Genomic DNA, 22,917 nt, shown 5'->3' with positions numbered 1-22,917 from the left:
TCACAAAAATGCGAGCCGGGGCGAGGCTCCGGCTCGCGATCTCGTCGGACCGGTCAGGGACTAAACCGGGCGGCCGGGTGTTACGACGCCGGCATCAGCACGGTGTCGACGACATGGATGACGCCGTTCGACTGGTTGACGTTGGAGATCGTCACCATCGAGGTGCCGCCCTTGGCATCGACGATCCAGACCTTGCCGTCCTGCCGCTTCACGGTCAGCTGCTCGCCCTCGGCGGTCTTCAGCATCTTGCCGTCGGTGAGGTCGGAAGCCTCGAGCTTGCCGGGCACCACATGGTAGGTGAGGATCTTGGTCAGCGTCGCCTTGTTCTCGGGCTTCACGAGGCTATCGACGGTTCCCGCCGGCAGCTTGCCGAACGCGGCGTTGGTCGGCGCGAACACCGTGAACGGGCCCTTGCCTTCCAGCGTGCCGACCAGGCCGGCGGCCTTCACCGCGGCGACGAGGGTGGTGTGGTCCTTCGAATTGACGGCGTTCTGGATGATGTTCTTGGACGGGAACATCGCGGCGCCGCCGACCATCACGGTCTTTTCTTCGGCGCGGACCGGCGCGATGACGGTGGCTGTGATCGCGAGCGCGCTGAAGGCGGCGGCAGCGAGATAGGCAATACGCTTCGACATGATTTCGTCTCCCAATGGGTAATCTGGCCGGCGCGTCTCCGCCGGCGATGAAGGGGCAACAACGGCGCGGGTTGGTTGATGCAAGCGCCGTCGTTGAGCTGAGCTACGCGAGGTTTTCCGGGCGGTTTCCGGAAATAATTCTTTGTGATTCCTGAAACCGGCCGCGCCGCGCTCCGTATGCGCGAGGCTTCGCGCAACCCATCCCGCATTCCATTCAACGGAATGGACGCGTGCGCTGCCGCGAGCAATTTGCTTGCCGCCATTGTTCGATTGGTTCAGCCTGAGATTGCGGCGCAGCTTCGCCGCAGGCGGTCGTGGGGATGCCGGTCATGAGCAGCATTACGGCGGATGGGCGCGCCGCGCCCATGGTGAACGATGCCGACAGCGACGTCGGTCCGCTCGAACAGAAGCATCTGCAATACGCCAACTACCGCGCCGTCGCCGGCAGCACCGAACTCACGAAGACCCATTGGCACATCGCCACCGCCAACGCGCTCGGCTGGGGCTTCGACGGCATGGACGGCGTGATCTTCGCGCTGATCTCGCCGATGGTGATCAAGGAATTCCAGCTCACCCTGCCGGAGTATCGCTCCGGCATGCAGATCGCGCTGTTCGTCGGCATCGCCGGGCTCTATTTCTGGCCGTGGCTCGCCGACCGCTATGGCCGCCGCACGCTGCTCGCGGTCAACATCGCGCTGTTCTCGCTGCTGATGCCGGTCGCGGCGCTGTCGCCGACCTTTGCGGTATTCGTGATCGCGCGCTCACTGCTGTTCTTCGCGCTGAACGGCGAATGGTCGCTCGGCTCGATGCTGGTGGCCGAGACCTGGCCGGCGCGACTGCGCGGCCGCGTCATCAGCATCACCCGCTCGGCCTGGTGTCTCGGCGCCACGCTCGCCGGCGCGATCAGCGGTCTCGTCGCCGCCAATTTCGGCTGGCGCATCGCCGTGATGGTGCCCGGTGTGATCGCGCTGCTGGCGATCTATATCCGCTCGACCTGTCCGGAATCGCCCTATTGGGTGCGCTCGCAGGACCGCAAGCGGCGCATCTCGGAGACGCTGGCGCGCGGCGGCACCGTCAGCGACGACGACCGCAACTGGTTCACCAAGGCCAAGTCGGTCGGCATCAGCCAGGTGTTCATGCCCGACGTGCTGCCCTCAACCCTGGTCGCACTGTTCGTCGCCTGCGCCTCGACCTGCATCTACGGCACCGTCGCGCCTGGATGCCGCTGTACCTGTCGACCGAGAAGCGTTGGTCGACCACCGAGTACAGCCTGTTCTACGTGTTCTACGGCCTGTGCGGCTTCCTCGGCCTCTGCCTGGTCGGCTGGCTGATCGACAAGATCGGCCGCCGCCGCACCTTCATCGTGACCCTGATCGAGGGCGCGATCTTCATGACGCTCTGGGTCTATTCGGAGGATCGCGTCCTGCTGTGGACGTTCGGGCTCGCCTGGTGTCTCGGCTTCCTCGGCTTCTGGGGCCCGAGCACGACGCTCACCGCTGAGATCTTCCCGACCCGAATCCGCGGCGCCGCCAACGGCGTGGTCTGGGCGATCGCCTATTTCGTCGGCTTCGTGCTGTTCCCCTTCGTCTCGATCGCGCTCCAGCAGCACACCGGCTCGTTCGCGCTGGCGTTCCTCTGCATCCCCGTGCTGATGATCGCGATGGCGATCGGCGTGTTCCTGTTCGTGCCGGAGCATACCGGCAAGGAGCTGAACGAGATCAGCGAGTAAGGTAGAACCACCCACGCCGTCGTCCAGGCGAAGCCAACGGGTCGGCGCGAAGCGCCGCCCGATGACAGGCTCCGCGCGAGCCGGGACCCATAACCACGAATGGTCGTTTTTGCGCGAACTGGGGCTCCAGCGTAGGCTAGCCACCAACGCCGGTGTTATGGGTCCCTGCGTTCGCAGGGACGACCCGTTGAGGGAGCTCGGCCTAATCCCGGTTCGCCGGCGTCTGGATGAAGCCGCGGTTGTGGGTCGGGCTGATCAGGATCTCGTTCATGCAGACCCGCGCCGGCATGCTGGCGACGAAAGCGATGGTGCGGCCGCAATCCTCGGGCTGCAGCATCTTGGCCTGCTCGGCCTCGCTCGGCACCACCGGCCGCTGCTTCAGGATCGGGGTTGCGACCTCGCCCGGCGATAGGCAGCAGGCGCGCAGGCCGTTGACGCATTCGTCCATGTTGAAGGAATGGGTCAGCGCCAGCACCGCGTGCTTGGTCGTGGTGTAGGCCGGGCCCGGCATCTTCGAGACGTGACGGCCGGCCCAGGAGGCGACGTTGATGATGCAGCCGTCCTGCTGCTTGCGCATCGTCGGCAGCACCGCGCGCATGCAATAGAGCACGCCGTTGAGGTTGACCTCGACGAGCTTGTCCCAGCCTTCCAGTTCCATGTCGGCCCAGCTGCGCTTCGGCACGTTGATGCCGGCGCTGTTGACCAGGAGATCGATGCGGCCATGCCTGGCGACGATCGCCTCGGCCGCCTTATTGACGTCGGCCTTGTTGCTGACGTCGAGCGGGATCGCCTCCGCCTTGCCGCCCTTTTTCGTGATGTTGGCGACCACGCGGTCGAGCTCTTCCTTGCGGCGGCCGGAAACCACCACCGTCCAGCCGTCCGCAGCCAGGAATTCCGCCCCGGATTCACCGATTCCCGTTCCACCGCCGGTGACCCAGGCCACGCGTTTCCCATGATTTGTCATGCAAACTGTCTCCGTTGCTTTCCGAAGGGCGTTTTTGCTAATCCAGCCGGACTGTTACCGGCGCTTTCGCCCCTCAGGGGATGTTGCATGAACACGACCACCAACGCCAACCTGTTTTCCCGCCTGTTCGACGGCCTCGACGATCCCAACCGGCTCGCGATCGAGCAGATCGACGGCAGCCGCATCTCCTATGGCGATCTGATCGCGCGCGCCGGCCAGATGGCGAACGTGCTGGTTGAGCGCGGCGTCAAGCCGGGCGACCGCGTCGCGGCACAGACCGAGAAGTCGGTTTCGGCGCTGGTGCTGTATCTCGCCACGGTGCGCGCCGGCGGCGTCTATCTGCCGCTCAATACCGCCTATACGCTGAACGAGCTCGAATACTTCATATCGGACGCCGAGCCGGCGCTTGTGGTCTGCGATCCCGCCAAGCTTGACGGCATCAAGGCGATCGCCGCCAAGGTCGGCGCGAAGGTCGAGACGCTCGATCCAACCGGCAAGGGCTCGCTCACCGAAGCCGCCGACAAGGCGCCGAAGGACTTCGCGACGGTACCGCGCGAAAACAACGACCTCGCGGCGATCCTCTACACGTCCGGCACCACCGGCCGTTCCAAGGGCGCGATGCTGTCGCACGACAATCTCGCCTCGAACTCCTATTCGCTGGTCGACTACTGGCGCTTCACCGACAAGGACGTGCTGATCCACGCGCTGCCGATCTATCACACCCACGGCCTGTTCGTGGCCAGCAACGTGACGCTGTTCGCACGCGCCTCGATGATCTTCCTGCCGAAGTTCGATCCGGACGCGATCCTCAAGCTGATGGCGCGCGCCACCGTGATGATGGGCGTGCCGACCTTCTACACCCGCCTGCTGCAGAACCCCGGCCTGAACAAGGACGCCACCAAGCACATGCGGCTGTTCATCTCGGGCTCCGCGCCGCTGCTCGCCGACACCCATCGCGAATGGTCGGCGCGCACCGGCCACGCCGTGCTGGAACGCTACGGCATGACCGAGACCAACATGAACACGTCGAACCCCTATGAGGGCGACCGCGTGCCTGGCGCAGTCGGCTTCGCGCTGCCCGGCGTGACGGTGCGGGTCACCGATCCCGAGACCGGCAAGGAGCTGGCGCGCGAGACCATCGGCATGATCGAGGTCAAGGGTCCGAACGTGTTCCAGGGTTACTGGCGGATGCCGGAGAAGACCAAGGCCGAATTCCGCGCCGACGGCTTCTTCGTCACCGGCGACCTCGGCAAGATCGACGACAAGGGCTATGTCCACATCCTCGGCCGCGGCAAGGACCTCGTGATCTCCGGCGGCTTCAACGTCTATCCGAAGGAGATCGAGAGCGAGATCGACGCCATGCCGGGCGTGATCGAATCCGCCGTGATCGGCGTGCCGCATGCCGATTTCGGCGAGGGCGTCACCGCCGTCCTGGTTTGCAACAAGGGCGCCGATGTCAGCGAGGCCTCGGTGCTGAAGGCGCTCGACGGGCGGCTCGCCAAATTCAAGATGCCCAAGCGCGTCTTCGTGGTCGACGAATTGCCGCGCAACGCGATGGGCAAGGTGCAGAAGAACATTCTGCGCGATACGTATAAGGGTATCTATTCGAAGGCCTGAGGAAAGCGGGATTTCGCGAGGGAAGGATGAACCGCGAGTATGCCGAGAAGATCTGTCTGCAGGTCTTCGATGCTTTGGACGCAATTTACGAGGCTGAAAGGAACATCGCAGGGCTTGGCAAGCAGGAACGGATTCGATTCCATGCTTCGGTTCAGGCGGTCATTGCGGATCTTGAGGACAAGCTTCTCTTTCCGATTTGCGAGCAGTATCCGGATTTGCTTCCACCCACGGAGGAACAGAGGCCACGCATACTTTGCAGCGAATTGACATGGAGCGAGGTGAATCTTCCGTCTTCGGACCGAAGATCAACTCGACGAAGTCATCATGTCGCTTTTGAAGCCGCGGTGGCGGAAGGTCGTGTGGTTCGTGACCATTGCAGAAGAACGCTACAAGGAACCTGGCTGGGCTATCAGTCATGAAGCGACCGCGGCGCGCTTGAAGGTGCTCTCCGATATGGATCGTATCGAAGGGGGTCGGCGATATGCGGTGCTGGGGCAATAGCGAGGTCCGGTTGAAGGACTGAGTGCGGTTAATGCCCGCCCAGCAGGCTGATCACGAACCGTCCGCCGACGATGAAGAGATAAGCCCCGAACGCCACCTCCAGCGCGCGCTTCGACAGCGCGTGCGCGATCCTCACGCCGAGCGGGGCGGTGACGAGCGTGGTCGGCATCACCAGAAGCGCGCCGATCAGGGAGACGTAGCCGAGCGCGAACGGCAGTTGCAGCGCGGCAACGTCCGGAAAGCGCGCGGCGCTGGCCAGCCGGCATAGACATAACCCAGTGCGCCGGGGATCGAGATCAGCACCGCGAGCGCGGACGAGGTCGCGACCGCCTGATGGATCGGCCGGCCATAGAACGTCATCAGCAGATTGGCGAACAGGCCGCCGCCGATGCCCATCAGCGTCGACAGCAGGCCGACGAAGAAACCATAGACGCGCATCAGGAAACCTTTCGGCACGTCGTCGCCGAATTTCCAGGTCTCGCGCGCCAACAGCAGCCGCGCTGCCGCCGACCAGGCCACCATCACGAACACGATCTTGAACAGCCGCTCCGGCGCGAAGCGCGCGGTGACGCTGCCGGCGGCAACGCCGATCATGATCGGCAGCCACCAGCGCTTCAGGATCGTCATGTCAACCGCGCCGCGGCGATAATGGGCGCGGAACGAGCTCAGCGAGGTCGGGATGATGATGGCGAGTGAGGTGCCGATGCACAGCGGCATCCGCACCTCGAGCGGGACGCCGGCAAGGCGAAAGCATTCGTAGAACACCGGCACCAGGATCGCGCCGCCGCCGATCCCGAACAGGCCGGCGAGAAACCCGGACAGCGCACCGACCGCGATTAGCAACAACGCAAGCTCGAGCAATTCCCTGGGGTCGAGGCCGGCCATCATGTCCTTCGCAGTGTTCGTTGGGCGCCCATAGCGGATGCCGGGAGGCTGTTCGCGCAGATCAATAGCCCCTTTTGGGATTCGGGAGTATCTATGCTCTTGAGCAGGCTCTGTTGCGGATTGCGGAAGGATCGAGCGTGGACCAGCTTGCGGCGATGGCGGCCTTTGTCCGCGCGGTCGAGACCGGCAGCCTGTCGGCGGCGGCGCGGTCGTTGCCGAGCTCGCTGACTTCGGTGAGCCGCCAGATCAGCGCGCTGGAAGAGCAGTTCGGCACCCGCCTGCTGCTGCGCACCACGCGCCAGCTCGCGCTGACCGACGATGGCCGAATTCTCTACGAGCGCGCGAAATCGATTCTCGGCGAGGTGAGGGAGATGGAGGCGGCGCTGGCGCGGGACCCGCATCAGCCGTCGGGCCGGATTCGACTAAGCTCACCGAGCCTGGTCGGACGGCTCGTGATCGCACCGATGCTGGTCGAGTTTCTTCGCCGCTATCCCGCGCTGTCGGTCGACCTGCTGTTGATCGACCGCGCCGTCGACATGGTCGAGGAGGATATCCATCTCGCTGTCCGCATCGGCCGCTTGCGCGACTCGCAGCTCATCACGCGCAAGCTCACCGATTTGCAGATGATCGTGTGCGCGGCGCCGGATTATCTGGCTCGGCGCGGCGAGCCGCAGACGCCGGACGATCTTGCTGATCATGACTGCCTGGTGTTTTCCGATTCGCCCGGCAGCGCCGCATGGCGCTTTGCCGACGGCTCGAAGACGGGTCGCAAATTCCGCATATCCGGTCGGCTCTGGATGAATAGCCTCGACGCGGTGGTTGTTGCGGCGCGGGATGGTGCGGGCATCGTCCGTGTGCCGTCGTGGCAAGTGCAGTCCGATCTCGCGTGCGGCCGCTTGCGGCGCCTGCTGATCGACCATGAGCCGGCGCCGACGCCGCTGCATTTGATGCGTCAGCCGACGCGCCTCGCGTCGCCTAAGATCAGGGCATTCGTCGATTATCTGGTGGAACAATGGGGCAGGATCGACGCCTTCCGGACCCCGTCAACGGCCAGCTGAACGCGCCTGCCGCCCAAGCGAACGAAGATTCACTTCTTAGTTCGCTTAGCCTTGCATTTAGTATACCACGCTGCGGATCAACCAGAATTCGGCAAGTCTAACAATGAACTTCGGTTCGAGCGAAGGCTAATTGGCCGTTGCGCGGGGTGATCCTAGTCCGTAAATAGAACTCCTCTACCGCGTTCCCCGATGGGCCGGGCGCGGTCCCTCACAGCATAAAGCCCGCCGATGACCGCCAGGATCGAACGACCGCTTTCACCCCATTTGCAGACCTACCGGTGGACGCTGACGATGGCGCTGTCCATCGTTCACCGTGCCACAGGTTTGGCACTCTATTTCGGCACCCTGCTGCTGGCCTGGTGGCTGATCGCCGCCGCCTCCGGCCCCACCGCCTATGCCAATGTCCAGCCTTCACCGGCAGTGCGATCGGCAAGTTGATCGTGTTCGGCTACACATGGGCGCTGATGCACCATCTGTGCAGCGGCATCCGGCATTTCGTCTGGGATCTCGGCTACGGGTTCAAGGCTAATGAGCGCGAAGCGCTGACCTGGGGCGCGCTGATCGCCGGCATCTCGCTGACCGTGCTGGTCTGGATCATTGCCTATGCGGTTGGAGGTGGACGATGAGCGGCCCTTCCTCGATGCGCACGCCGCTGGAACGCGTCCGCGGCCTTGGCTCCGCGCATACCGGCACCTCCGATTTCTGGCGTCAACGCCTCACCGCGGTCGCGATGACGCTGCTGATCGTTCCCGTGATCGTCGTCGTGATCATGCTGATCGGCCGCAACCATGCCGGCGCAGCGCAGATCCTCGGCTCGATCCCGATCGCCATCATCCTGCTGCTCTTCATCGTCGCCAGCACCTGGCACATGAAGATCGGCATGCAGGTCGTGATCGAAGACTACATCCACAACGAGAAGCTGAAGATCGCCAGCGTGATGGCCAACAACTTCTTCTGCGTCGCGGTCGCATTGGCCTCGATCTACGCAATCCTCAAATTGTCATCGGGAGTTTGACCCATGGCCGGCGAAGGTAACGGCAAGGCCACCAACGGGAGTGGCCCGGCCACGAACGGCAAGGCCTATCCGATCCAGGACCACACCTACGACGTCGTCGTGGTCGGCGCCGGCGGCGCGGGCCTGCGCGCCGTGGTCGGCTGCTCGGAAGCGGGACTGCGCACTGCCTGCATCACCAAGGTGTTCCCGACCCGCTCGCACACCGTTGCGGCGCAGGGCGGCATCTCGGCCTCGCTCGGCAACATGCATCCGGACGATTGGCGCTGGCACATGTACGACACCGTGAAGGGGTCGGACTGGCTCGGCGACCAGGACGCGATCGAATACATGGTGCGCAACGCGCCCGACGCGGTCTACGAGCTCGAGCATTGGGGCGTGCCGTTCTCGCGCACCGAGGACGGCAAGATCTATCAGCGCCCGTTCGGCGGCATGACCATGGACTACGGCAAGGGCCAGGCGCAGCGCACCTGCGCCGCGGCCGACCGCACCGGCCACGCCATGCTGCACACGATGTATGGCCAGTCGCTGCGCCACGCGGCCGAGTTCTTCATCGAATTCTTCGCCATCGACCTGATCATGGACGACCAGGGCGTCTGCCGCGGCGTGATCGCGCTCAAGCTCGACGATGGCACGCTGCATCGCTTCCGCGCCCAGACCACGATCCTGGCGACTGGCGGCTACGGCCGTGCCTACGCCTCCTGCACCTCGGCCCACACCTGCACCGGCGACGGCGGCGGCATGGTGCTGCGCGCCGGCCTGCCGCTGCAGGACATGGAGTTCGTCCAGTTCCATCCGACCGGCATCTACGGCTCGGGCTGTCTCGTCACCGAAGGCGCCCGCGGCGAAGGCGGCTATCTCGTCAACTCCGAGGGCGAGCGCTTCATGGAGCGCTATGCGCCGTCGGCCAAGGACCTCGCCTCGCGCGACGTGGTCTCGCGCGCGATGACGATCGAGATCCGCGAAGGCCGCGGCGTCGGCAAGAAGAAGGATCACATCTTCCTGCACCTCGATCACCTCGATCCGAAGGTGCTGCATGAACGGCTGCCGGGCATCTCGGAATCGGCGAAGATCTTCGCCAATGTCGATGTCACCCGCGAGCCGATCCCGATCGTGCCGACCGTGCATTACAACATGGGCGGCATTGCCACCAACTATCACGCCGAGGTGCTGACCAAGCGCAACGGCGACGACAATTCGGTGGTGCCGGGCCTGATGGCGATCGGCGAAGCCGCCTGCGTCTCGGTGCACGGTGCCAACCGCCTCGGCTCCAACTCGCTGATCGACCTCGTGGTGTTCGGCCGCGCCGCCGCGCTGCGCCTTGCCGACAAGCTGACGGCGAACGCCAAGCAGCCGGAGTTGCCGAAGGACTCCGCCGACCTCGCGCTCGGCCGGCTCGATCACTTCCGCCACGCCTCCGGCGGCACGCCGACCGCGAAGCTGCGCGACAGCATGCAGCATGTGATGCAGAACAATTGCGCGGTGTTCCGCACCGGCGACGTGCTGCAGGAAGGCCAGAACCTGATCCACAAGGTCTATGGCGGTGTCGGCGACATCTCGGTCTCCGACCGCTCGCTGGTGTGGAATTCCGACCTGATCGAGACGCTGGAATTCGACAATCTGATCGTGCAGGCGGTCGTGACGATGGATTCGGCGGCCAACCGTACCGAGAGCCGCGGCGCGCATGCGCGCGAGGACTTCTCGGCCCGCGACGACAAGAACTGGATGAAGCACACGCTGACCTGGATCGACCCGGCCGGCAAGACCGCGATCGAATATCGACCGGTCCACGACTACACGATGACCAATGACGTGCAGTACATCCCGCCGAAGGCGCGGGTCTACTGAGAACGAAGGCGAGCAAGCATGGTTGAATTCGCACTTCCGAAGAATTCGAAGATTTCCGGCGGCAAGACCTGGCCGAAGCCGGCCGGCGCCACCGAGACCCGCGAATTCCGGGTGTATCGCTGGAACCCGGACGACGGCAAGAATCCGAGCGTCGACACCTACTATGTCGACACCCATGATTGCGGTCCGATGGTGCTGGACGGCCTGATCTGGATCAAGAACCACGTCGACCCGACGCTGACCTTCCGCCGCTCCTGCCGCGAAGGCGTCTGCGGCTCCTGCGCGATGAACATCGACGGCCAGAACACCCTGGCCTGCACCAAGTCGATGCACGATGTCGGCGCGGGCGGCGCGGTGAAGGTCAATCCGCTGCCGCACCAGCCTGTCGTGAAGGATCTGGTCCCCGACCTCACCAATTTCTACGCCCAGTATGCCTCGATCGAGCCGTGGCTGAAGACCACGACGCCGACGACCGCAAAAGGAATGGAGGCAGAGCCACGAGGACCGCGAGAAGCTCGACGGTCTCTACGAGTGCATCCTGTGCGCCTGCTGCTCGACCTCGTGCCCGAGCTACTGGTGGAACAGCGAACGCTTCCTCGGCCCCGCCGCTTGCTGCAGGCAACGCGCTGGGTCACGGATTCGCGCGATGAAGCGACCGGCGAGCGGCTCGACAATCTCGAAGATCCGTTCCGTCTCTATCGCTGCCACACCATCATGAACTGCGCCAAGGCGTGCCCGAAGGGCCTCAACCCCTCCGAGGCGATCGCCGAGCTCAAGTTCAAGATGGTCGAACGCCAGATCTGATCTGCCGCGACCGCGACTGGCGCTGCTGTTATGAGCCGCCAGTCGCCGTGGGCCGGATCAGGATATCGGCACCGACCGCATCGATCCCCGGCTTGCGGAGGTCGAGCACGACGTCGACGATGCTGTGATCCTCCGGATCCATCGTCACGGTGAAGCCGAGATCGCGGCACATCCCGATCATCGTGGTGTTCTCGGTGAGCACCTGGCCGGACAGCCGCTTCAGTCCCTCCGACTGCGCATAGTGGATCAGGAGCTGCATCAGCGCCCAGCCGAGCCCTTTGCCCTTGAGATCGGACTGCAGCAGGATCGCGTATTCGGCGTTCTCGTACAGCGAGTCCGAATGCAGCCGCACCGCGCCCATCATCTCGCCGCTCACTGGATCGAGCGCCACGAAGGCCATCGCGCGCGCATAGTCGAGCTGGGTGAGCCGCGCGATGAACGCGTGCGAAAATTCCTTCATCGCATGGAAGAAGCGCAGCCTGAGGTCCTCGGCACTCACGCGCTTGAAGAAGCCATCGACCATCGGCTCGTCCTCCGGCCGCATCGGGCGCACCGTGACGCGCGAGCCGTCACGTAACGCGAGCTCGCCCTCCCATTGCGACGGATAGGGCCTGACCGCGAGCCTGGTCTGGCCGGCGAACAGCCGGGTGGGCTTGCGGATCGCGACCCTCGCATCGAGCGCGAGCACGCCGGTCTCGTCCGCCAGCATCGGATTGATGTCGAGCTCGGCGACCTCGGGAATGTCGGCGGCCATTTGCGCCAACTTGACCAAGGTGAGCGGCACCAATTCGGCCGGGACGGCCGGCACATCGCCATAGCCGCCGAGCAACCGCGAGACACGCGTGCGTCCGACCAGCTCATGGGCGAGATTCATGTCGAGCGGCGGCAGCGCCAGCGCCCTGTCGTTGATCACCTCGACCGCGGGGCCGCCGCGACCGAACACGATCACCGGGCCGAAGGTCGGATCGTCGGCGATGCCGAGGATCAATTCGCGCGCAGCGCGCCGCACGATCATCGGCTGGATCGTCACGCCTTGCAGGATGGCGTCGGGCCGCGCGCTTCGTGCGCGCTTCAAAACCGTCCTGGCGGCCTCGATCACACTGTCCCTGGTGCGCAGGTCGAGGATGACGCCGCCGACATCGGACGCGTGCCTGATGTCGCGCGAGAACACCCTGACCACGATCGCATGTCCCTCGGCGAGGAATGGCGCCGCCATCTCGGCAGCATCCTCGGCACTGTCGGCGACCAGCGTCGTCACGATCGGAATGCGATAGGCCTTGAACAGGGCGACGATCTCGGCCGGATCGAGCCATGCCCGTCCTTCCGACAGCGCATTCATGACGACGTGCCGCGCCGCCGCCGTCTCCGGCGTGAACACCGACGCGACGCCGGGCGGGGTCGCCGCGAGCGCCGTAGAGGCCTCACGGTAGCGCACCAGATACATGAAGGCGCGAACCGCATCGTCCTCGGTCGGGAAATGCGGAATCCGCGCCGCCTCGAAGATCGCGCCGGTGCGCTCGTCGGCGCCGACCCATGCCGCGAGCACCAGTGCGGCGACTGCGCTGCGCTTGGTCCTGCGGTCACGCACGCATTGCGCCACGGCCTCGGCAATTCCCACGGCGGGCGCCACCGCGGTTTCCACATTCGCGACCAGGATGGCGTCGTTGTTGGCGTCATCGAGCAGCGCGTTGAGCGCCACCACATAACGGGCGGCATCGGCATCCCCCGCGATGTCGACCGGATTGGCGCACGACCAGCCCTGCGGCAGCAACTCATCGAGCCGCGCAATGGTCTGCGGCATCAGCGTCGCGGGAACGCCGCCGAGCTCGGCCAGCCGGTCGGTCGCGAGGATGCCGAGCCCGCCGCCATTGGTCAGGATCGCGAGCCGGTTGCCGCGCGGCACGAAGCCGCGGCCGAGCAGCTCGGCACAATCGAACAGCTGGCGAAGGTCGTAGACGCGCAGCATGCCGGCGCGGCGGAACGCGGCGTCATAGACCGCATCCGAACCGGCCAGCGCACCGGTGTGGGTCGCGGCGGCCTTCGCCCCCTGCGCCATCCGGCCGGACTTGACGACGATGACCGGCTTCATGCGCGCCGCGGCGCGCGCCGCCGACATGAACTTGCGCGCATCCTTGACCGCCTCGAGGTAGATCAGGATGGCGTTGGTATGATCGTCGAGCGCGAAATAATCCAGGAGGTCGGCGACGTCGACGTCGAGCTGGTCACCGATCGAGGCGATACCGGAGAAGCCGAGCCGCCGCTCCGCCGCCCATTCTATCATCGCCGACGCGACGGCGCCGGACTGCGAGATCAGCGCGACATGTCCATCGGGCGGCTGATGCGAGGCGAAGCTTGCATTGAGCTTGGCGCGCGGCACCATGACGCCGAGGCAATTCGGCCCGATCAGGCGCATGCCGTGCCGCCGCGCCGTCTGCCCTGCAAGCTCCGCAAGCGACCCCGCGCCGTAGCCGAGACCAGCCGACAGGATCGCGGCGCCGGCAACCCCCGCCAAGGCGGCCTCCGCCACGATCTCCGGGACCGCGGCCGGCGGCGCGCTGATGACGACGAGATCCGGAACGAATGGCAGCGACTTCAGGTCCGGAACGGTCGGCACGCCATCGACATCGGCATACTGCCGGTTGACGACGCCGACCTTGCCGGCAAAGCCGCTCGCCCTGACGTTTCGCAGCACGGCTGCGCCGAGCGATGACGGACGCGGGCTACCGCCGACCACCGCGATGCTTCGAGGCGAAAAGAGCCGCTCCAGGCCGTAGGTCGACATTGCATGGTCTCGCAGGGAACCCGAGGATGCGCGTGAGGCGCCCCCGGATGAACTCTACTTCGTCGTTCGGCCTGTTGCACCCATTGCCGCCACAACGGCTCTTATCAATGAAGGCCGAGCGCCTGCGCCAAATTGAAGGTCAGGAAGCTTGCGGCATAGGCCAGCGCGAGCATGTAGATGAACGTCACCACCATCCACTTCGCGCCGCCGGTCTCGCGGCGGATCACCGCGAGCGTCGAGGCGCATTGCGGGGCGAAGATGTACCAGACCAGGAGCGACAGCGCGGTCGCCAGCGTCCATTTCTGCGCCAGCACCTGGCCGATCTGATCGGCCGCCTCCTTGCCGCCCTCGATCGAATAGACGGTGCCGAGCGCGGCGACCGCGACCTCGCGCGCCGCCATGCCCGGGATCAGCGCCACCGCGATCTGCCAGTTGAAGCCGATCGGCCGCAGCAGCGGCTCGAGCGCGTGGCCGATCATCGCCGCGAAGCTGTAGTTGATCGCCGGCCCCTCGGCCCCGGCGGGCGCTTGCGGGAACGACGCCAGGAACCAGATCAGCACCATCATCGAGAGGATCGTGGTGCCGGCGCGATACAGGAACATCTTGGCGCGGGTGAATACGCCGATCGCGATGCTGCGCAGCCGCGGCATCTTGTAGTCGGGCAATTCCAGCATGAACGGCGCTGGCGCGTGGTCGCGCCACAGGAAGAATTTCGCGATCGCCGAGACCGTCAGCGCGCTGGTGATCCCAGCGGCATAGAGGCCGAACATCACGAGCCCCTGCAGATTGACGAAGCCCCACAGCGTGGTCGCCGGAACGAAGGCCGAGATGATCAGCGTATAGACCGGAATCCGCGCCGAGCAGGTCATCAGCGGCGCGATCAGGATCGTGGTCAGGCGGTCGCGGCGGTTGTCGATCACCCGCGTCGCCATGATGCCGGGAATGGCGCAGGCGAAGCTCGACAGCAGCGGAATGAAGGCGCGGCCATGCAGCCCGGCGCCACCCATGATGCGGTCCATCAGGAACGCGGCGCGCGCCATGTAGCCGAAATCTTCCAGCAGCAGGATGAACAGGAAGATGATGATGATCTGCGGCAGGAACACGATGACGCTGCCGACGCCCGAGATCAGGCCGTTCTGCAGGAAGCTCTGCAACAGGCCCCAGCCTGCGGGCATCAGGTCATGGATCAGCTGCCCGAGCGCGGCAAAACCGTCCGACAGCAGCTCCATCGCCGGCTGCGCCCAGGTGAACACCGCCTGGAACATCACGAACAGGATCACGGCCAGGATCACGAGACCCCAGACCGGATGCAGCACGACCGAATCGATCCGGTTGGTCAGCGTGTCCGGCTTGGTCGGCAGCGTCACCACCGCCGCGATGATGCGATCCGCCTCGCGCTGCGCCGCCTTGAGGTCGGCAATCGTCGGCGTCGTCCACTCGCTGGCCGCCGCCTCATGCGACTTCGCCAGGAATTCGTCGGTCCGCTTCAGGAGTTCGTCGACACCGCCCTTGCGAACCGCGACCGAGGTCACGATCGGCAGGCCGAGCTCCTGCGACATCCGATCGAGATCGATCGTCACGCCGCGCCGCCTTGCGATGTCGATCATGTTGAGCACGAGCATCATCGGCCGGCCGACGCGCTTCAGCTCGAGCACCAGCCGAAGGGTCAGCCGCAGATTGGTGGCGTCCGCAACGCAGAGCATGAGGTCGGGCACCGCCTCGCCGTCGAAGCGGCCGAGCACGATGTCGCGGGTGATCTCCTCGTCCGGGCTGCGGCCGCGCAGCGAATAGGTGCCGGGCAAGTCGAGCACGGTGACGCTGCGGCCCTCCGGCGTGACGAAGCCGCCGGATTTGCGCTCGACCGTGACGCCCGGATAATTGGCGACCTTCTGGCGGCTGCCGGTCAGGCTGTTGAACAGCGACGTCTTGCCGGTGTTCGGCGCGCCGACCAGCGCCAGGCGCAGGGATGCAGTTGTCATTCGACGATCACGGCCATGGCTTCGCTCCGGCGCAGCGCGATCGTGATGTTGTCGACGCGCACCGCGATCGGGTCCCGCCGGATCGTGCCTTCATGCAGGATTTCCACGCGCGCGCCTTCCACAAATCCCATCTCGACCAGGCGCTGCTCCAGCTCCTGCGGAGAGAGCGATGAGCCCGTCACGAGCGCATCGAGCCTGATGATCTTGCCGACAAAACCGCGATCCGCATGCCCGAGCCGGATATCGTGAAGAATGTCCTGGGAAGTGTCTGGATCGCCTGTCATGCGGCCTGTTTTTCAGCAGGTAGTCACAGGGTCAAGCATTTGCCCGTGAGAGGTTTTAGAACCCCTAAAAAGAGCGTCTCCGATCGTCTTCCCGGCCGATTTTCCGCTTGACTGCCGCGCTCCTGCTAACGAGGTCGTGATCCCCGCGGGCGGCGTGGCCGGCCCCGCCAGGCCGGCGGTCATCGCCCCGCCGCGCCGGGCCTGAGTTCGACCCGGCAGCCGACCGAGCGCCCCGAACCGACTTTCGTTGCCCGCAGACGCGGACGAGCTTCCGATACGGCGATCCGGGACGGGGATTTGCTTCCTCCGGCACAATGGTTTGCGTTAAGGTCTGCAAGGAGCCGGAGCGCCCGTGCCGACCGCACCACGCAATTCGCTGAGACTGCTGCAATGGATGATGGCTGGCTCGCTGGCCCTTCCGCTGGCGCTGTTCCTGTTCGCTTCGGCGATGTCCCGGATCTCGACCAGCGAGGCCGCCGACCAGGAAATCCAGCGGACCCTCGACGTCACCCATGAACACGCGCTCAAGGTGTTCGAGACCATCGACCGCAGCCTCGGCGAGGTCACCGAGGTCGTCCGCGGCATGAGCGATGCCGAGATCGTCGCGCGCGAGAAGAGCCTGCACGAGCGGCTGCGCCAGGTTGCCGAGACGCTTCCCCAGGTGAAATCGATCTGGGTGTTCGATGCCAGCGGCCATGCCCTGGTCAACAGCCTGGTGGAGCCGGCTCCCGACATCGATTTCTCGGATCGGGACTACTTCCGGATCCATGTCGAGCGCGACATCGGCACCTATATCGGCGAGGTCTTGACCCCGCGGCCGCCCTATCAGGGCGCGCGGTTCTTCAGCGTCGGCCGGCGCCGCAGCAACCCGGACGGCAGCTTTGCCGGCGTGATCCAGGCTTCGGTGCTTCCGGAGTATTTCGAAAACTTCTATGCGCGGATCGGCCGCGAGCCCGGCAGCTTCCTGGCGCTGATCCGGACCGACGGCGCGGTGCTGGCGCACTTCCCGGTCGTCGACCACGACGCCAGGTTCGAGCCGAGCGGGCCGCTCGGACAGCAGATGGCCGCCAATCCGCAGGCCGGCACCATGACGATCCGCTCCCCGGTCGATGGCATCGAACGGCGCATGCGCTATGAGCGGCTGGCCGAATACCCGATCTATGTCAGCGCCGGCCTGGAAACCTTGGCGATCCGGGCGCGCTGGATCACGACCATGGCCCAGCACCTGATCTTCGGCATCCCGGCCACCGCGCTGCTGTTCGGCTTGCTGGTGCTCGCCTATCAGCGAACCGAGCGCCTGGAGGAGGAGGCCAACAAGCGTATCGAAGCCGAGGAGGCATTGCGGCATGGCCAGCGGCTGGAAGCCCTCGGGCAACTGACCGGCGGCGTCGCACACGACTTCAACAATCTACTCACCGTGATCCGCGCGTCGGTCGACATGTTGCGGCGGCCGGACCTACCGGAGCCGCGGCGGCAGCGCTACATCGATGCGATCTCCAACACGGTGAACCGTGCCGCCAAGCTGACCAACCAGCTGCTTGCGTTCGCGCGCCGGCAAACGCTCAAGCCCGAGGTGTTCGATGCCTGCCAGAACGTCCGCACCCTAAGCGAGATGATCGCGACCCTGATCGGCTCGCGCATCGAGATCACGGCGCAGGTGCCGGACCAGACCTGCCTCGTCAACGCCGACGCCGGCCAGTTCGAGACCGCCATCATCAATATGGCGGTGAATGCGCGCGACGCCATGGACGGCGTCGGCCGGCTCACGATCGCGGTCCGCGCCGTGGACAATCTGCCGTCCGAGACCAGCACGCCGCCGAGCCCGCACGGCCATGTTGCGGTGTCGGTGGCCGACACCGGCGTCGGAATTCCGCAGGAGCTGTTCGGCCGCATCTTCGAGCCGTTTTACACCACCAAGGAGGTCGGTCACGGTACCGGCCTCGGCCTGTCGCAGGTGTTCGGCTTCGCCAAGCAGTCCGGCGGCGAGGTCACTGTGAGCAGCGAGGTCGGGAAGGGCTCGACATTCACGCTGTATCTCCCGCGCGTCGTCGGCAAGCACAGCGCGCAATCGCCGCTCATGGAGGATGCGCCTTCGGTCGATCCGACCAGCGCAACGGTCCTGATCGTCGAGGACAATGCCGAGGTCGGAAAGTTCGCCGCCGACACGCTGACCCAGCTCGGTTGCACCTGCGTGCTGGTGGAGAACGCCACCCACGCACTGGAGGAGCTGACCGTCGACCCCGGCCGGTTCGACCTCGTGTTCACCGATGTCGTGATGCCCGGCATGAGCGGCATCGAGCTTGCCGAGGAGATCCGCCGGCAGCGGCTCGATCTGCCGATCGTGCTCGCCTCCGGCTACAGCCAGGTGCTGTCGCAGCAGGGCAGCGGCGGCTTCGAGCTGCTGCAGAAACCCTATTCGGCCGAGCAGCTGGCGCGCATGCTGCACAAGGCCGCGCGCTCGCGCCGGCTGCGGCGGGATCAGGCGCCGGCGGGGTGAGGTGATTGCGCTGGCACAGCTCAGCACGCTTCGTCCGGTCATTCTGCATGCCTCGGAACCGCACTGGAACCTTGTGATTTCCCTCGCGTTGTCGCGCGATGGGTAAGGCTGAGGCAAAATCCGGATCGTCGAACAGGCCCTCGCCGGCCAAGGCCACCTTGCCTCGGAACGCGAGAGCGAAGCGCGGCAGTGCTGCGGACGGCAACGCTGCACCGAGCGGAGCGGACGACAAGAAAGCGGACGACAAATCGGAATTTGTCGAGGTCATTGCCGAAAACGGCGACCATGTCGAACCGCCGCCGCCTGAAATCCTCGAACCCGATCCCGAACTGTCGCCCGAAGAAGCCGAACAGGCGCGCAAAGACTATCTGCTGACCCGATTCTGGATCACCGCGCGCGGCTACTGGGGCCGCAATGGCGACCGGCTGGCGTGGCTGTTCACGATCGGCCTGCTGCTGCTGATCGTCGCCAACGTCGCCGTCCAGTACGGCATCAACGTCTGGAATCGCGCGATCTTCGATGCGATCGAGAAGCGGGATTCGGTCAGCGTCTTCCACCTCACCGCGATCTTCTTTCCGCTCGCGATCGGCAGCGTCCTGCTGGGCGTCGCGCAGGTATTCGGCCGCATGGGGATTCAACGGCGCTGGCGCGCCTGGCTGACCAACGCCGTGGTGTCGCGCTGGCTGGCGAACGGCCGCTACTACCAGCTCAACCTCGTCGACGGCGATCACAAGAATCCGGAATACCGCATCGCCGAGGATCTGCGAATCGCGACCGACTCACCGGTCGATTTCATCGCCGGCGTGACGTCGGCGCTGCTGTCCGCCATCACGTTCATCGTCGTGCTCTGGACGATCGGCGGCGCGCTGACGGTGACGCTGGGCGGCTCGTCCATCACCATCCCGGGCTTCCTGGTGATTGCCGCGATCATCTACGCCGCCATTGCGTCCGGCTCGATCATGGTGATCGGTCGCCGCTTCGTGCAGATATCCGAGGACAAGAACCAGGCGGAAGCCGAATTCCGCTACACGCTGACCCGCGTGCGCGAGAACGGCGAAAGCATCGCGCTGCTCGGCGGCGAGACCGAAGAGCGCGACGGCATCGACAGGACATTCTCGAACGTGCTGCGGCAATGGGCGCGGCTCGCCGGGCAGCATATGCGCACGACGCTCGTTTCGCAGGGATCGAATCTCATCGCGCCGGTCGTGCCCTTGCTGTTGTGCGCGCCAAAGTTCCTCGACGGCAGCATGACGCTGGGCCAGGTGATGCAGGCGGCCTCCGCCTTCACCATCGTGCAGACTGCGTTCGGCTGGCTAGTCGACAATTATCCGAGGCTCGCCGACTGGAACGCGTGCGCACGCCGCATCGCGTCGCTGATGATGTCGCTCGACGGGCTCGAGCGCGCCGAGACCGGCGACGGCTTCGGCCGCATCAAACGCGGCGAGACCGAGGGCGAGGCCATGCTGAGTCTCAACGACCTCTCGGTCACGCTCGATGACGGCACGGCCGTGGTCGGCGAAACCGAAGTCGCGATCGATGCGGGAGAACGGCTGCTGGTCGCCGGCGAATCCGGCACCGGCAAGAGCACGCTGGTCCGCGCCATTGCCGGCCTATGGCCGTGGGGCGGCGGCAGTGTCGGACTGCATGCGGACCGCCGCCTGTTCATGCTGCCGCAAAAGCCGTACGTGCCTTCGGGCACGCTGCGGCGGGCGGTGGCCTATCCCGGCGCGGCGGAGGACTGGAACGTCGAGCAGATCGGCGACGCCCTGCACAAGGTCGGCCTCGACCATCTGAAGGACAAGATCGAGGAAGACGCACCCTGGGACCAGACGCTGTCCGGCGGCGAGAAGCAGCGGCTCGCGTTTGCGCGCCTGCTGCTGCACAACCCCGACATCGTCGTGCTCGACGAGGCGACCTCCGCGCTCGACGAGAAGAGCCAGGACAAGATGATGGAGATGGTGACGGCGGAGTTGCCGAACGCGACCATCGTCAGCGTCGCTCATCGCGTCGAGCTCGAAGCGTTTCACAGCCGCAAGATCGTGCTGGAGCGCCGCAAGGGCGGCGCCAAGCTGGTCAGTGACGTCGACCTCATCCCGCGCAAGGGCAAGCGAAAGCTGCTCGGGCGCTTCCTGCGGAATCGTCGAGCTTCGGCCAAGGCCGCATAACGGGCGTTGGCGCTCCCGTCAAAACCGGCTATGCATGCGCCGCTTTTGACGAGGGCAGTGCGTGATCCCCAGCAACGACATTTCGCCGGCGCCGTTCGGCGCCCTGGCGCCCAATGCGGCGCAGGCCGCCATCATCCGGCTTGCGCATCGCACCGGATTGAGGCGCGGCGCGTTCCGGCCATGGCTGTCGCGGCTTGTCAATCTGCTCGGCGCGGGACCGCTCGATGTGACCTACCAGGGCGCATCGTTCCGCTTCCATCACCAGCACAGCGCGACCGAGCGCGGCGCGCTGTTTAATCCCGACTACAACCTCGAAGACTCGCGTTCCTGCGCCGCCATGTCGGCGCCGGCGGCACCTTCGTCGATCTCGGCGCCAATGTCGGCACCTATGCGCTGGCGCTGGCGCGCGATGTCGGACCCGATGGCAAGGTGATCGCGATCGAGCCGCATCCGATCACGCATGCGCGGCTCAAATTCAACACCCAGGCCTCAGGCTTTCCGCAGGTGCACCTGGTCGCCGCGGCCGCAGGCCCCACCGACGGCGAGCTGATGATCGAGACCGACGGCGACAATCTCGGTGCCAGCCACATCGTCACCGGCACGCCCACCGGCAAGGCATTCAAGGTGCCGTCGCTGCGGCTGCAACGCATCCTCGAGGAGGCCGGCGCTGACAAGGTCGATGCGCTGAAGATCGACGTCGAAGGTTTCGAGGATCGTGTGCTGGTCGGCTTCTTCCGCGACGCGCCGGAGCAACTGTGGCCGCGCGCGGTCGTGATCGAGCATCTGTCGAAGGACGAATGGACCGACGACTGCATTGCGGACATGCACACGCGTGGTTACGTCGATCAGGGCCGGACGCGAAGCAACACGCTGCTGGTGCGGAGCTGAGACTTGCGCGCGGCTGAGGCCGGTCGCACCGAACAATCTTCTCCTTCCCCTGAAGCCCCTTAAAAGGTGAGGTGAAGCGAGAGCGCGGATGCAACAAGGGAGGCTCGCGATGATCGACCATATCGGCTTTTCGGTCTCTGACTACGAACGCGCGAAGGCGTTCTACCAGACCGCGCTGGCACCGCTCGACTACGGCCTGATCATGGAAGTGCCTGCGGAAGTCACCGGCCACGCGCCGGCGGCAGGCTTCGGCGCCAACGGCAAGCCGGATTTCTGGATCGGCGGCGAAGGCGCGATGAACAAGCCGGTGCACATCGCCATCACCGCCAAGGACCGCGCTACCGTCGACGCCTTCTACAAGGCCGCGATGGCGGCCGGAGGCCGCGACAACGGCGCGCCGGGCATTCGCGCGCATTATCACCCGAACTATTACGGCGCGTTCGTGCTCGATCCCGACGGCCACAACATCGAGGCGGTCTGCCACGCACCAGGATAACGCCGGCAGGAACGGCGCGGCGCGCGATCCGTTATCGCTTCGAACGACAACGGAGCGATCAATGCACGCGACGCGACTTGGCATCGGCCACGGGGCCTCGATGTGATGCCGATCGAGCCCCCCCGAGATCCCGCCGGCGACGCCGAGCAATCCGAGCGAACCGCCGCCTGGGATTCCGCCGGGCAATCCGCAGCCTGAAATTCCGCCGCCCGTGCGCGAACCGGGCGAGCCGCCGCGGCCGGACGAGTTGCCCGGCAACACCCCCGACGAATCACCGGTGCGCGGGCCGCCTGGACCATCCGGCCCGCCGCCTGCGACAGATCGTCCGCCCGGGCGGTAAGTCACCCTCGCGCCTTAGTTCCAAATCGATTGCGAATGTGTCGAAGCGTTTCTTCTGAATGTCCAGTGAACAAAGACACATGCAACCCGTTATAATGTCGAAATAAACTTCGTCGATGATTCGGCGCTCGCCACAATCCGGCCTAACGGCTGGCAATTCATCGTCCTGCCGAATTGTTCGGCTCTCACTTTCTCTCCTGCCCAGACTTTCCGCCCCGGGGACTCCAATACCATGACAAAGCTTCGTCTCGTGCTGCTCGCCACGACTGCGCTGACGGTGATGCAATTCGCAACCTCCGCGTCGCACGCACAAACTTCGCCGCTGGTCGTCGCACAGGCGCAGCCAAAGGAAGAGCTCGGACCTGACGGAAAGCCGAAGCCGCGACCGGCACCGGGCGCTCCCGCCCATCCAGCGCCGCCCGCCGCTGCGCCGC

Annotated in this window: 16 protein-coding genes and 4 pseudogenes; 14 read left to right on the top strand and 6 right to left on the bottom strand. The window is 65.5% G+C overall.

Annotated features, from left to right (window positions below; translation table 11 throughout):
- Positions 1-80: 80 nt before the first annotated feature.
- Positions 81-635, bottom strand: a complete 555-nt coding sequence (locus ALC15_RS36380; RefSeq protein WP_050631437.1) for a fasciclin domain-containing protein — start codon at positions 633-635, stop codon at positions 81-83.
- A 329-nt stretch (positions 636-964) separates the two neighbouring features.
- On the opposite strand from ALC15_RS36380, the gene ALC15_RS36375 reads away from it, so the two are divergent.
- Positions 965-1,966, top strand: coding sequence for an MFS transporter (locus ALC15_RS36375; RefSeq protein WP_244486418.1), 1,002 nt, complete (start codon positions 965-967; stop codon positions 1,964-1,966).
- Positions 1,915-2,364 (top strand): MFS transporter, encoded by a 450-nt coding sequence (locus tag ALC15_RS46770; RefSeq protein WP_347336348.1) that lies wholly within the window; start codon positions 1,915-1,917, stop codon positions 2,362-2,364. Before ALC15_RS36375 ends, ALC15_RS46770 begins: the two co-directional genes overlap by 52 nt.
- 202 nt (positions 2,365-2,566) lie before the next feature.
- On the opposite strand, the gene ALC15_RS36370 is transcribed toward ALC15_RS46770, so the two are convergent.
- Positions 2,567-3,328: an SDR family oxidoreductase gene (locus ALC15_RS36370; RefSeq protein WP_050631436.1), complete on the bottom strand. Its 762-nt coding sequence runs from the start codon at positions 3,326-3,328 to the stop codon at positions 2,567-2,569.
- Between the two features lie 87 nt (positions 3,329-3,415).
- Between ALC15_RS36370 and ALC15_RS36365 the strand changes: the two genes are divergently transcribed.
- Both ALC15_RS36365 and ALC15_RS43725 read left to right on the top strand, forming a co-directional pair.
- A complete protein-coding gene (locus ALC15_RS36365; RefSeq protein ID WP_050631435.1) occupies positions 3,416-4,945 on the top strand; it encodes a malonate--CoA ligase in 1,530 nt (509 codons plus the stop codon).
- Between the two features lie 26 nt (positions 4,946-4,971).
- Positions 4,972-5,364 carry a hypothetical protein gene (locus tag ALC15_RS43725; RefSeq protein ID WP_128089677.1) on the top strand — a complete coding sequence of 131 codons (393 nt, stop codon included), beginning with the start codon at positions 4,972-4,974 and terminating at the stop codon, positions 5,362-5,364.
- Positions 5,365-5,474: 110 nt separating this feature from the next.
- On the opposite strand, the pseudogene ALC15_RS36360 reads toward ALC15_RS43725, so the two are convergent.
- A pseudogene (locus tag ALC15_RS36360) lies at positions 5,475-6,334 on the bottom strand (sulfite exporter TauE/SafE family protein).
- Positions 6,335-6,486: 152 nt separating this feature from the next.
- Between ALC15_RS36360 and ALC15_RS36355 the strand changes: the two are divergent.
- The 5 genes and pseudogenes from ALC15_RS36355 (at position 6,487) to ALC15_RS36335 (ending at position 11,053) form a co-directional block, all read left to right on the top strand.
- On the top strand, positions 6,487-7,389 hold the full coding sequence (locus ALC15_RS36355) for a LysR family transcriptional regulator (protein ID WP_244486420.1): 903 nt from the start codon (positions 6,487-6,489) through the stop codon (positions 7,387-7,389).
- A gap of 228 nt (positions 7,390-7,617) precedes the next feature.
- Positions 7,618-8,015, top strand: a pseudogene (gene sdhC / locus ALC15_RS36350) (succinate dehydrogenase, cytochrome b556 subunit).
- 14 nt (positions 8,016-8,029) lie between these two features.
- Positions 8,030-8,404 (top strand): succinate dehydrogenase, hydrophobic membrane anchor protein, encoded by a 375-nt coding sequence (gene sdhD, locus ALC15_RS36345; RefSeq protein ID WP_094194339.1) that lies wholly within the window; start codon positions 8,030-8,032, stop codon positions 8,402-8,404.
- A 3-nt stretch (positions 8,405-8,407) separates the two neighbouring features.
- Entirely contained in the window at positions 8,408-10,249 is a 1,842-nt protein-coding gene (gene sdhA, locus ALC15_RS36340) for a succinate dehydrogenase flavoprotein subunit (protein WP_050631433.1), read from the top strand.
- An 18-nt stretch (positions 10,250-10,267) separates the two neighbouring features.
- Positions 10,268-11,053, top strand: a complete 786-nt coding sequence (locus ALC15_RS36335) for a succinate dehydrogenase iron-sulfur subunit (RefSeq protein WP_244486416.1) — start codon at positions 10,268-10,270, stop codon at positions 11,051-11,053.
- A 28-nt stretch (positions 11,054-11,081) separates the two neighbouring features.
- On the opposite strand, the gene ALC15_RS36330 is transcribed toward ALC15_RS36335, so the two are convergent.
- From ALC15_RS36330 to ALC15_RS36320, 3 genes are all read right to left on the bottom strand, one after another.
- Entirely contained in the window at positions 11,082-13,835 is a 2,754-nt protein-coding gene (locus ALC15_RS36330) for a bifunctional acetate--CoA ligase family protein/GNAT family N-acetyltransferase (protein WP_050631432.1), read from the bottom strand.
- 104 nt (positions 13,836-13,939) lie between these two features.
- Positions 13,940-15,814, bottom strand: coding sequence for a ferrous iron transporter B (feoB, locus tag ALC15_RS36325; RefSeq protein WP_050631431.1), 1,875 nt, complete (start codon positions 15,812-15,814; stop codon positions 13,940-13,942).
- Positions 15,811-16,098: a FeoA family protein gene (locus ALC15_RS36320; RefSeq protein WP_050631430.1), complete on the bottom strand. Its 288-nt coding sequence runs from the start codon at positions 16,096-16,098 to the stop codon at positions 15,811-15,813. The genes feoB and ALC15_RS36320 overlap by 4 nt, the downstream gene beginning before the upstream one ends.
- Before the next feature lie 352 nt (positions 16,099-16,450).
- Here ALC15_RS36320 and ALC15_RS36315 point away from each other — a divergent pair, with 352 nt between their 5' ends.
- From ALC15_RS36315 to ALC15_RS45610, 5 genes and pseudogenes are all read left to right on the top strand, one after another.
- On the top strand, positions 16,451-18,595 hold the full coding sequence (locus tag ALC15_RS36315; RefSeq protein WP_094194336.1) for a hybrid sensor histidine kinase/response regulator: 2,145 nt from the start codon (positions 16,451-16,453) through the stop codon (positions 18,593-18,595).
- Between the two features lie 98 nt (positions 18,596-18,693).
- The gene (locus ALC15_RS36310) at positions 18,694-20,760 is read left to right on the top strand and encodes an ABC transporter ATP-binding protein/permease (RefSeq protein WP_200914731.1); all 2,067 of its coding nucleotides are present in this window, start codon (positions 18,694-18,696) and stop codon (positions 20,758-20,760) included.
- Positions 20,761-20,821: 61 nt separating this feature from the next.
- Positions 20,822-21,648 (top strand): annotated as a pseudogene (locus tag ALC15_RS36305) (FkbM family methyltransferase).
- Between the two features lie 109 nt (positions 21,649-21,757).
- Positions 21,758-22,144, top strand: a complete 387-nt coding sequence (locus ALC15_RS36300; RefSeq protein ID WP_050631429.1) for a VOC family protein — start codon at positions 21,758-21,760, stop codon at positions 22,142-22,144.
- A gap of 571 nt (positions 22,145-22,715) precedes the next feature.
- Positions 22,716-22,917 (top strand): annotated as a pseudogene (locus ALC15_RS45610) (OmpA family protein); the annotation flags it as partial.

The sequence above is a fragment of the Bradyrhizobium viridifuturi genome (genome assembly GCF_001238275.1).
GTDB lineage: Bacteria > Pseudomonadota > Alphaproteobacteria > Rhizobiales > Xanthobacteraceae > Bradyrhizobium > Bradyrhizobium viridifuturi.
This window is presented reverse-complemented; position numbering and strand designations above follow the sequence as displayed.

What these genes read in the sequence shown, in the direction of transcription:
- ALC15_RS36380 (WP_050631437.1), bottom strand. Translation starts at nt 635, where the DNA reads ATGTCGAAGCGTATTGCCTATCTCGCTGCCGCCGCCTTCAGCGCGCTC.
- ALC15_RS36375 (WP_244486418.1), top strand. Translation starts at nt 965, where the DNA reads ATGAGCAGCATTACGGCGGATGGGCGCGCCGCGCCCATGGTGAACGAT.
- ALC15_RS36370 (WP_050631436.1), bottom strand. Translation starts at nt 3,328, where the DNA reads ATGACAAATCATGGGAAACGCGTGGCCTGGGTCACCGGCGGTGGAACG.
- ALC15_RS36365 (WP_050631435.1), top strand. Translation starts at nt 3,416, where the DNA reads ATGAACACGACCACCAACGCCAACCTGTTTTCCCGCCTGTTCGACGGC.
- ALC15_RS43725 (WP_128089677.1), top strand. Translation starts at nt 4,972, where the DNA reads ATGAACCGCGAGTATGCCGAGAAGATCTGTCTGCAGGTCTTCGATGCT.
- ALC15_RS36355 (WP_244486420.1), top strand. Translation starts at nt 6,487, where the DNA reads ATGGCGGCCTTTGTCCGCGCGGTCGAGACCGGCAGCCTGTCGGCGGCG.
- sdhD (WP_094194339.1), top strand. Translation starts at nt 8,030, where the DNA reads ATGCGCACGCCGCTGGAACGCGTCCGCGGCCTTGGCTCCGCGCATACC.
- sdhA (WP_050631433.1), top strand. Translation starts at nt 8,408, where the DNA reads ATGGCCGGCGAAGGTAACGGCAAGGCCACCAACGGGAGTGGCCCGGCC.
- ALC15_RS36335 (WP_244486416.1), top strand. Translation starts at nt 10,268, where the DNA reads ATGGTTGAATTCGCACTTCCGAAGAATTCGAAGATTTCCGGCGGCAAG.
- ALC15_RS36330 (WP_050631432.1), bottom strand. Translation starts at nt 13,835, where the DNA reads ATGTCGACCTACGGCCTGGAGCGGCTCTTTTCGCCTCGAAGCATCGCG.
- feoB (WP_050631431.1), bottom strand. Translation starts at nt 15,814, where the DNA reads ATGACAACTGCATCCCTGCGCCTGGCGCTGGTCGGCGCGCCGAACACC.
- ALC15_RS36320 (WP_050631430.1), bottom strand. Translation starts at nt 16,098, where the DNA reads ATGACAGGCGATCCAGACACTTCCCAGGACATTCTTCACGATATCCGG.
- ALC15_RS36310 (WP_200914731.1), top strand. Translation starts at nt 18,694, where the DNA reads ATGGGTAAGGCTGAGGCAAAATCCGGATCGTCGAACAGGCCCTCGCCG.
- ALC15_RS36300 (WP_050631429.1), top strand. Translation starts at nt 21,758, where the DNA reads ATGATCGACCATATCGGCTTTTCGGTCTCTGACTACGAACGCGCGAAG.